Genomic DNA, 9739 nt, shown 5'->3' with positions numbered 1-9739 from the left:
ACTCCCCTTTGCGCAATGCGTCCCAGAACGCGTGATAGGCCGGCGCGTCGCGCTCTGCCGGCGTGACGAGCTTGCGGTGGTTCTGGCCCTTCAGTTCCGCCAGCGTGTAGCCAACGAGGCCGAGGAAATTCGCATTGGCATCGAGGATCGTGCCATCGGGGGCGAACGCGATGCGGGCGCGCGAGCGGTCGATGGCCTCGAACAGCGCACGGAAAGAGCTATCGAACAAGCGCACCAACAGACTCCCAACCGGAGGGTCTACGACCTCTTCGACTTGAATTGTAATTCTGCCGTAAATTATAGATTAATTTCTCGATCAAACTGCCTATTTGTCGCATATGCGGGATATTTTTTACAATCTAGAAACCGCCCGGAAACACCCGAAGTATGGTAAGGGCCCTTGTAGAATTTGCCCTTTCGAGCGTATAGGGCTCTTCCACCCCGTCCCTTGCATACTTCAAGTTGGCTGCGTTCCATCAGTCGACTTCTGCGCCCCTGAGACATCAGCGCCCCGGCGCCCTATCGAGAGCGCCAAGCCGACCGCCGCACGACAGCGTCTGCCGCCAACTCCCACCCGGAAGCGGAACGGCAGAAATCCATCCGACCCGGCCTAAAATCGCCGTCGATCAGGCTGCTACAAAGCGGACCTTCCGAGCGTCTGAGAAGGGTTGTAAGCGGGCGCGGTGGCGATGTCCGCTTCGGCCAGTTCCCGCCCGCGAGCGGACCGACTGGGAACCGCCCACTCCGGCCGTAGGACATCGTGCACCAAGCTGGCCGGAAGCGGACGTTACAGGGCGCTGCATAGGGTGGGCAGCCAACCTGAGTCCTTCGCTTCGAAGCGGACGTTCCGCCTCCGACCCAGGCGTCGGGACCACCGCTAGCGCTTACCGAAAGCATCCGTCAGTCTGTCGTCTGGGAGCTTCGGCCGTCTCGCAGACCGTCGTGCTATCAGGGCCGGGTAGGCTGGAGGCCCGGCACCGCCGCGAGGAGCGAGCGGGTGTAGGCGTGATCCGGCTGCTGGAAGAGGTCGGCCGTGGGCCGCATCTCCACGATGGCACCGCGATGCATCACGGCGATGCGGTCGCAGATCTTGGCGGCAACGCGCAGGTCGTGGGTGATGAACAGCATCGCGAGGTTCAGGCGCTGCTTGAGGTCTTCCAGCAGGTCGAGCACCTGCGCCTGGACCGAGACGTCGAGGGCCGAAACCGCCTCGTCGGCCACGAGCACGTCGGGCTCCATGGCGAGCGCCCGGGCGATGCCGATGCGCTGGCGCTGGCCGCCGGAGAAGGCGTTGGGGTAACGCTCGGCCGCGCTCGCCGAGAGGCCGACGAGGTCGAGGAGCTCGCGAGCCCGGGCGCGGGCCTCCCGCCGGGGCGTGCCGTGCGCGATCGGGCCTGCCGTGATGATCTGCTCGACGGTGCGGCGTGGGTTCAGGGATGCGAACGGGTCCTGGAAGATCATCTGGATGCGCCGGCGCTCGTCACGCAGCGAGCGCGGCGCCAACGCCGTGTAGTCGAGGCTGCCGAGGCGCACCGTGCCCCGGTCCGGCTCGATCAGCCGGATCGCGAGGCGCGCGGTGGTGGACTTTCCGGAGCCGGATTCGCCGACGAGGCCGAGGGTCTCCCCGCGGCGGACGTCGAAGGCCACCTCCTTGACCGCCGCGACCACGCGCGGCTTGCCGAACAGGCCGGCGCGCGTGGCGTAGGTCTTGGTCAGCCCGATGGCCGAGAGGGCGAGGGGCTCGGCCTCGCGGGAGGCGCGCGCCGGCGGCACCAGGCTCGGCACCGCCGCGAGCAGGGCCTGGGTGTAGGGGTGCTGCGGATGCTGAAGGACGGTCTCGGCGCTGCCCTGCTCCACCAGTCGCCCGCGCTGGAGCACGGCGACATGGTCGGCGATGTCCGCCACCACGCCGAAATCGTGGGTGATGAACAGGACGCTCATGCCGCGCCGCCGCTGCAGGTCGCGGATCAGCTGGAGGATCTGGGCCTGGGTGGTGACGTCGAGCGCCGTGGTCGGCTCGTCGGCGACGAGGATCGAGGGCTCGAGGGCGAGCGCCATGGCGATCATCGCGCGCTGGCGCTGGCCGCCGGAGAGCTGGTGCGGGTAGGCGCGCACGATCTGCCCCGGATCGGGCAGGCCGACCTCGGTGGCGAGCGCGACGGCCCGGGCCCTGCGCTCGGCCGGCGTCAGGAGGGCGTGCGCCTCGAACATCTCGGCGATCTGGTCGCCGATGCGCATGACCGGGTTGAGGGCCGTCATCGGTTCCTGAAACACCATGGCGATGCGGCGACCGCGAAGGCTGCGCCAGCCGCGCTCGTCCAGGGTGAGCAGGTCTCGCCCCTCGAACAGGATCTCCCCGCCGACCGGCTTCAGCGCGCGGGGCAGGAGGCCGGTGAGCGCGTAGGCGCTCATCGACTTGCCCGAGCCCGACTCGCCGACGACGCAGAGGATCTTGCCCGGCATCAGGTCGAGGGAGAGGTCCTCGACCGCGTGGGGACGGTCCGAGCCCTTCGGCAGCGCCAGGGTGAGATTCCGGATACGGACGACGGGCTCGCTCATGCTCAGGCTCCCTTGAGGGCTTCGCGCCGGGCGAGCACCGCCGGCCCGGTCGCGGCGAGGTCCCAGTAAAGGCCCGCCATCAGCATCAGGGCCTCTCGCGAGGGCGGCCCGAGCAAGTGCTCGTCGGGGCCGTGCTGGAGGCAGGCCGGGTAGGAATGCGGCACCCACAGGGTCGGCAGGCCGAGGATCTCGGAAAAGGCGTCGTTGGGCAGCGAGCCGCCGAGGTTCGGCAGCAGGGCCGGCCGCTTGCCCGTGCTCTCGGCGATCGAGGTTAGCGCCCAGTCGACCCACGGGTCCTCGACGGGGAGCCGGGTGGCGCGGAACACCTCCGTGCGCGCGGCACGGACCTCGACCATCGGGTAGCCGTGGGCGTCGAGATGAGCGCGCAGAGCGGGCAGGATGCCTTCCCAGTCGGTGCCGACGACGAAGCGAAGCTGCAGCGTGGCCTTGGCAGTGGGCGGCACGGCGTTGAGCGGTCCGTCCGGGTCGCCGGTCTTGAAGGCCAGCACCTCGAGGGTGTTCCAGCCGAACACGCGCTCGGCCGCGGTCAGTCCCGGCTCACCCCAATCCGCGTCGATCTTCGGCGCGGTCGGATCGGTGCCCACAGTGATGTCGGCCAGCGCCGCCCGCACGTTGACGGGGAGCCCCGGTGGCCGAAGGGCGTCGAGAAGGATTTTGCCGCGTCCGTCGACGAGGGTCGCGATGGCGTTGGCCAGCACCGTGCCGGGGTTGCGCAGCAGGCCGCCCCAGTTACCGGAATGGTGGCTGCCCTCACGCAGGTCCAGCACCATCTCGAAGGTGTAACCGCCGCGCGAGCCCAGGAAGACCGTCGGCCGCTCGGCGCTGACGCGGGGCCCGTCCGAGGCGATGAGCACGTCGGCCTTGAGCGCCGCGGCCTCGGCGCGGCAGAGGTCGCGCAGGCCCGGCGAGCCGGCTTCCTCGCCCATCTCGATCAGCAGCTTGGTGTTGAAGCCGAGGCGCCCGTCGCGCGCCGCCATCACCGCCGCCAGCGCGCCGAGGTTGAGGATGTGCTGGCCCTTGTTGTCGGCGGTGCCGCGGCCGTACCAGCGCTCGCCCTCGATGGTCACGGTCCAGGGGTCGAGGCCGTCGCGCCACTGCTCGGGATAGCCCCGCACGGTGTCGCCGTGGCCGTAGATCAGCACCGTGGGCAGCCCGTCGCCCTCGTGGCGCTCGGCGATGAGGAACGGGCCGTGGACGCCGTCCGGGTTGTCGAGGATGCGGCTGGTGAAGCCGAGCGGCGCGATCCGCGGCACCAGGAAGTCGGTGAGGTAAGCCTTCAGCTTCGGCAGCTGCCCCGAGGTCTGGCTCTCGGTCGGGCGGGCGACGGCGTCCTGCAGCACGCTGAGGAAGCCGCCCTCGTCGTAGTGGCGCGCGGCGCGCGCGATCGCGTCGTGTCGGGACATGGGCTCACTCGATCTCGGTGCGGTGGGGTTTTTTGCGGGGCAAGGGGGGCTCAGCGCCGCCCCTCGGGGGCGGTGACGTCGCGGATGCCGTCGCCGAGCAGGTTGATCGCCAGGACGAGGACCAGGAGCGCGACGCCCGGGATGGTGATCACCCAGGGCTGGAAGAACATGTACGGCTTCCCCTCGGCGATCATCAGGCCCCAGGACGGCAGCGGCGGCTGCACGCCGAGGCCGAGGAAGGACAGGGCGGCCTCGAGCAGGATGGCGTGCGCCATCTCCAGGGTCGCCACCACGATGAGCGCGTTGAGGATGTTCGGCAGCACCTCCTGGAACAGGATGCGGGCCGGGGAGAAGCCCGTGGCGCGGGCCGCGGCGATGAAATCCTGGTCGCGGATCTGCCGGGTCGCCGCGCGGGTGACCACGGCGAAACGGTCCCAGAGCAGGAAGCCGAGCACCAGCACCACCACCTTCAGCGAGCCGCCGACGAGGGAGGCCATGGCAAGCGCGACCAGCACCACCGGCATGGCCAGCCGCGTGGTCACGACGTAGCTCACCACCGCGTCGACCCGGCCGCCGAAATAGCCGGCGCAGATGCCGAGCGTCGTGCCGATCACGCCCGAGATGGCGGCCGCCGCGATCCCGATCAGCAGGGAGATCTGGCTGCCGTAGATCAGGCGGCTGAGGTAGTCGCGCCCGAGCTTGTCGGTGCCGAGCACGTGGTCCCACGTGCCCTTCGTCTGCCAGATCGGCGGGATCAGGCGCCGCGAGACGTCCTGGGCGTAGGGATCGTGGGGCGCGATCAGCGGGGCGGCGAGCGCGCAGAGCAGGATGGTCCCGAGGATGCCGGCACCGATCACAAAGCCGCCGTGGCGGAGACCGCGCCGAAGCGCCAGGGCGGTGGGCGAGCGGGCGGCGGGCAGCGCCGCCGGCCTGTCGGCCGGGAGGGCCGCCGGCGTCTCGGGCAAACCGGCGCTGAGCGGGGAGGCGGATGGCTGGAGGGTCATTGGCGCAGCCGGGGATCGAGGAAGGCGTTCAGGAGGTCGGCGGCCAGCGTCAGGGCGATGTAGATCATCGCCAGGACCAGCACGATCGCCTGCACCACCGGGAAGTCGTTGCGGGCGATGGATTCCCAGGCAAGCTGGCCGAGCCCCTGGAGCGAGAACACCGCCTCGATCACGATCGAGCCGCCGAGCATGAAGCCGAACTGGACGGCGGCGAGCGCGATCACCGGGATGACGGCGTTGCGCAGCGCATGCCGGATCAGGATCTTTCGCGGCGGCAGACCTTTGGCGCGGGCGGTCCTGACATAGTCCGAGGCCAGCACTTCGAGCATGCCGTTGCGGGTCAGCCGCATCACCGCCGGCATGGCGTAGTAACCGAGCGCGATCGCCGGCAGCACGAAGTGCTTCCAGGTCGTGTTGCCGGAGACCGGCAGCCAGCGCAGGTTCACCGAAAAGATCATGATCAGGGTCAGGCCGAACCAGAAGCTCGGCATGGCCTGGCCCAGCACCGAGACCGAGAGGGCGGCCCGGTCGATCCAGGTGTCGCGCCGGACCGCGGCGAGCACCCCGAGGGGGATGGCCACGAAGAGCGCCACGGCCAGGGCCACCACGCCGAGGAACAGGGTGATCGGCAGGCGGGCAGCGAGCAGGTCGATCACGCTCTCGCGGAAGTAGAACGAGTTGCCGAAATCGAGCCGGATCGCCCGGCCCGCCCAGGCGGCGAACTGAGCCAGAAGGGGCTGGTCGAGCCCGTACTGGACCCGGATCGCCTCGACCTGGACGGAGGTCGCCTCCGGCCCCGCGATCGCGGTGGCCAGGTCCCCGGACATGTGCAGCAGCATGAAGCTCGCCACCGACACCGTCACGGCGACCGCCAGGGCCACCAGACTTCGTTGGATCATGAATCGCAGCATGGTCCGGCTCCCTCGGTCGGTCGGCGGTCGGTCGGCTTCAGGCGCCGGCCGTCACTTCCATTGCGCCGCGTAGAAGCGCGGCAGCTCGTCGGGCTGCGCCGTGAAGGTCAGGTCCGACGTGAAGGCGTAGTTCGTCGAGTACGAGAACAGCGGCAGGGCGTAGGCCTGGCCGGCGATGCGCTTGAGCGCTTCGGCGTACTTGACCTTCCGCACCGCAGGGTCGGTCGCCCCGTCCCCGGCTTGGAGAGCCGCGATAGTCTCGGGGTCCTTGGTCAGATCCTCGTCGCCGCCGCGGAAGTAGACGCCCGTGAAGGCCGAGACGTCGAGGACCGAGAACGACCCCCAGGTCTGGAAGGCGATAGAGACCTTGCCGCCGCGGATGAGGTCGCGGAGCGCCGCGTAGCGCAGGTAGTTCAGCCGGGCGATGATGCCGACGGCGCGCAGGTAGCCGATCACGGCCTCGGCGTAGTCGCGCTCGCGGTAGGCGCCGAGATCGATCTCGAAGCCGTTCGGATAGCCCGCCTCCTTGAGGAGCGCCTTGGCCTTGGCCGGATCGTAGCTGTAACGCGGCACGCCCTCGTCGGTGCAGCCGAACTGGTCGATGAAGCAGGCCGCGTTCATCACCCGGCTCCCGCCGCGCACGAGGTTGTCCACCATGGCCTTGCGGTCGACGGCGTACGAGATCGCCTGCCGGACGCGGGGATCCTTCAGGGGCGAGTTCTCCTTGGCCCGGCCGAGAGTGTCGAACTGCAGAAAGCCGACCCGCATGGTTTCGGCGCTGAGGACCGAGACGTTGGGGGCGCCCTTCAGCTGGTCGGCCTGATCGCTCGGCACGCGCCAGATCCAGTCGATGCCGCCGGTGACGAGCTCGGCCATGCGGCTGTCGGCGTCGGGGATGACGCGGAACTCGAGCTTGCCGATCTTGGCCGCGCCGATCGGGCTGCCGGGCCAATACTTGGCGAAGCGCTCCATCTTGACGCCGCGCCCGTTCTCGACCGCGGTGATGCGGTAGGGGCCGGTGCCGACCGGCGCCTTAGCGAAGCCGTCGAGGCCGACGCGCCTGAAATAGGTCGCCGGGAAGATCGGGGTCGGCCCGGCGAGGTATTCGAGCGCCGCCGGGAAGGCCGCCTTCAAATGGATGCGGACCGTGTGGGCGTCGACGACCTCCGTCGACTTCATCCAGTCGACGTTCTGCTTCGTCACCGTGCGGGCTTCCGGCGTCAGCACGTAGTTGAAGGTGAAGGCCACGTCTTCCGGGCCGAAGGCGTCGCCGTTGTGGAAGGTCACGCCCTCACGCAGGGTCAGTTCCAGGGTGACGGGATCGACCCACCGCCAAGAGGTGGCCAGCATCGGCTGGTAGGTGCCGGTCTTCGGGTCGCGGTAGATCAGGGTGTCCCAGACGTTGCGGGCCAGGATGACGCCCTCGCGGGCGCTGTTGTGGTAGGGGCTGACGTTTTCCGGCTCGGTGTCGGAGGCGTAGACTAGGGTGTCATTCGCCTTGCCGGCAACGGCCGGGACACTGGCGGCCAGCATCAGCAGGGTGAGCGCGGCGCGTGCCGTGGAGCCGTGTCTCGCCATGATCCCGCTCGCCATGATGTCGGTCCTTTTCGCCCGTCCGCGCGGTCGGCCTCGTGCCGGCCGCCTCGGCATGCCGCTTTTTTCATCGTGCCATGGTGTTGTGCAATTGGCATCGCAACAAGTAGAATTTCGCGATTGCTGCCGTGCCGTTTCGGCAATCGACAGGTTTCCATGAACATTTCGGGCCTCCGCTACCTCTTGGCCGTCGCCAGAACCGGGTCGATCGCCGCGGCGTCGACGCACTTGAACATCGCGGCATCGGCGATCAGCCGGCAGATCTCCAACCTCGAGAGCGAACTCGGCTGCGTCCTCTTCGAGCGGCGCCCGCGCGGCATGGTGCTGAGCCCGGCCGGGGAGCTGCTAGCGGAACACGCGCGCCAGACCCTCCTGCGCGCCGAGCAGGTCGCGGCTGACATCCAGGAATTGCAGGGCCTCGCGCGCGGCTTCATCCGCGTCGCCACCTCGGAGGGCTTCGCCCTCGATCTGCTGCCCAACGCGATCGCGGAGTTCCACGCCGCCCATCCGGGCATCCGCTTCGAGGTGCAGATGTTGCCCCCCGCCCAGGTCACGCACGTCGTGGCGGCGGGCGACGCCGACATCGGCATCACCTTCGCGCTCGCCCCCTCGAGCCTGGTCGCGGTCGCCTACGACAACGCCGTCGAGATGGTGGCGCTCAGTGCCCCCGATCATCCCCTGGCGCGCCGACCCGCGATCCGGCTCGCGGACCTGAAGGCCTACCCGATCGCGGTGCCGACCCTCGACACCACCGCTCGCCGGGTTTTCGACGCGGCCTGCCTCGCGGAGGGCATCACCATCGAGCCGACGCTCACGGCCAACATCCTTTCCGCCCTGCTGCCCTTCGTCCGGCGGACGAAGGGGCTCGCGCTGATGTCGGCCCTCACGGTGCAGACGCCGGTGCGCCTCGGCGAGCTCGTCTGCATCCCGGTGCATGCGCGGATGAGCCTGATGCGGGGCATCCAGGTCCAGGTGATGCGCGACCGCAAGCTGCCGCACGCCGTCCAGGCCTTCCTGCGCCGGCTCGTCGCCGCGCTGCCGCCGACGGAGCCCGGCGGCGTCTGACATCGGTCGGCCGGTCCGGCGCAAGTCGGCTCAGCCGTTTCGGAAGGTGTAGCTGTAGCCGTTGAGCGCCGGGGCGCCGCCCAGATGGGCGTAGAGCACCTTCGCGCCCTTGGGGAAGAAGCCGTTCCGCACGAGGTCGATCATCCCCTGCATCGACTTCCCCTCGTAGACGGGGTCGGTGATCATGCCCTCCAGCCGGGCCGAGAGGCGGATCGCGTCCACCGTCTCCTTCGAGGGCACGCCGTAGACCGGGTAGGCGTAGTCCTCGTTGAGCACGATGTCGTCCTCTGCGATCGCCGGCGCGCCGACGAGGGCGGCGGTGTTTTTTGCGATCTCCAGCACCTGAGCTTTGGTCTGGGCGGGCGTGCAGGACGCGTCGATGCCGATGACGTTGCGGGCGCGCCCGTCGGCGGCAAAGCCCACCACCATGCCGGCATGGGTCGAGCCGGTGACGGTGCAGACCACGATGTAGTCGAAACGCAGGCCCATCTCAGCCTCCTGGGCGCGGACCTCCTCGGCGAAGCCGATGTAGCCGAGGCCGCCGAACTTGTGCACCGAGGCGCCGGCGGGGATCGCGTAGGGCTTGCCGCCCTTGGCCTTCACGTCCTCCAGGGCCCTGGTCCAGCTCTCGCGGATGCCGATGTCGAAGCCGTCGTCGACGAGCTGCGTCTCGGCGCCCATGATGCGGGACAGCATGATGTTGCCGACCCGGTCGTAGACGGCATCCTCGTGCGGGACCCAGGCCTCCTGGATCAGCCGGCACTTCATGCCGATCTTGGCGGCGACCGCCGCGACCATGCGGGTGTGGTTCGACTGCACGCCGCCGATCGAGACCAGGGTGTCGGCCCCACTCGCGATGGCGTCGGGCACGATGTACTCGAGCTTGCGCAGCTTGTTGCCGCCGTAGGCGAGGCCCGAATTGCAATCCTCGCGCTTGGCGTAGATCAGCACGTCGCCGCCGAGATGGGCCGTTAGCCGCGGCAGGTGCTCGATCGGGCTCGGGCCGAAGGTCAGGGGATAACGCTCGAACTTCGACAGCATGGGCGACGTCCTTTGTTGGTCAGCCCGAAAAAGCTAGCAAAGTCGGTGCGGAAGGTGCTCTCGAAATGCGCCGTTGTTTCCTATTGCGATGAGACGACCGGCGGTCTTAGCCGAAAGATCGTTGCGCCATCACCCATTGGAA

8 protein-coding genes are annotated in these 9739 nt (G+C 69.0%); 1 reads left to right on the top strand and 7 read right to left on the bottom strand.

Annotation, left to right across the window (positions count from 1 at the left end; translation table 11 throughout):
• The 6 genes from FV227_RS04535 to FV227_RS04510 form a co-directional block, all read right to left on the bottom strand.
• The coding region (locus tag FV227_RS04535) for a PAS domain-containing protein (protein ID WP_147728640.1) at positions 1-235 on the bottom strand (235 nt) is incomplete at its 3' end.
• Between the two features lie 713 nt (positions 236-948).
• Positions 949-2559, bottom strand: a complete 1611-nt coding sequence (locus FV227_RS04530; protein ID WP_147728641.1) for an ABC transporter ATP-binding protein — start codon at positions 2557-2559, stop codon at positions 949-951.
• 2 nt (positions 2560-2561) lie between these two features.
• Positions 2562-3983: a M20 family metallopeptidase gene (locus tag FV227_RS04525; RefSeq protein WP_147858403.1), complete on the bottom strand. Its 1422-nt coding sequence runs from the start codon at positions 3981-3983 to the stop codon at positions 2562-2564.
• Positions 3984-4033: 50 nt separating this feature from the next.
• The gene (locus tag FV227_RS04520) at positions 4034-4987 is read right to left on the bottom strand and encodes an ABC transporter permease (protein ID WP_147858402.1); all 954 of its coding nucleotides are present in this window, start codon (positions 4985-4987) and stop codon (positions 4034-4036) included.
• Positions 4984-5898 (bottom strand): ABC transporter permease, encoded by a 915-nt coding sequence (locus tag FV227_RS04515; RefSeq protein WP_147728262.1) that lies wholly within the window; start codon positions 5896-5898, stop codon positions 4984-4986. Before FV227_RS04515 ends, FV227_RS04520 begins: the two co-directional genes overlap by 4 nt.
• Positions 5899-5949: 51 nt before the next feature.
• A complete protein-coding gene (locus FV227_RS04510) occupies positions 5950-7491 on the bottom strand; it encodes an ABC transporter substrate-binding protein (protein ID WP_147858401.1) in 1542 nt (513 codons plus the stop codon).
• A 156-nt stretch (positions 7492-7647) separates the two neighbouring features.
• Between FV227_RS04510 and FV227_RS04505 the strand changes: the two genes are divergently transcribed.
• A complete protein-coding gene (locus FV227_RS04505; RefSeq protein WP_147728260.1) occupies positions 7648-8556 on the top strand; it encodes a LysR family transcriptional regulator in 909 nt (302 codons plus the stop codon).
• A gap of 30 nt (positions 8557-8586) precedes the next feature.
• Here FV227_RS04505 and FV227_RS04500 read toward each other — a convergent pair whose 3' ends face one another.
• Positions 8587-9597 carry a 1-aminocyclopropane-1-carboxylate deaminase gene (locus FV227_RS04500; protein ID WP_147728259.1) on the bottom strand — a complete coding sequence of 337 codons (1011 nt, stop codon included), beginning with the start codon at positions 9595-9597 and terminating at the stop codon, positions 8587-8589.
• Positions 9598-9739: the final 142 nt, after the last annotated feature.

Source organism: Methylobacterium sp. WL119 (assembly GCF_008039875.1).
Taxonomy (GTDB): domain Bacteria; phylum Pseudomonadota; class Alphaproteobacteria; order Rhizobiales; family Beijerinckiaceae; genus Methylobacterium.
Note: the sequence above shows the minus strand (reverse complement) of the source record. Positions and strands in the feature narration are given on the sequence as shown.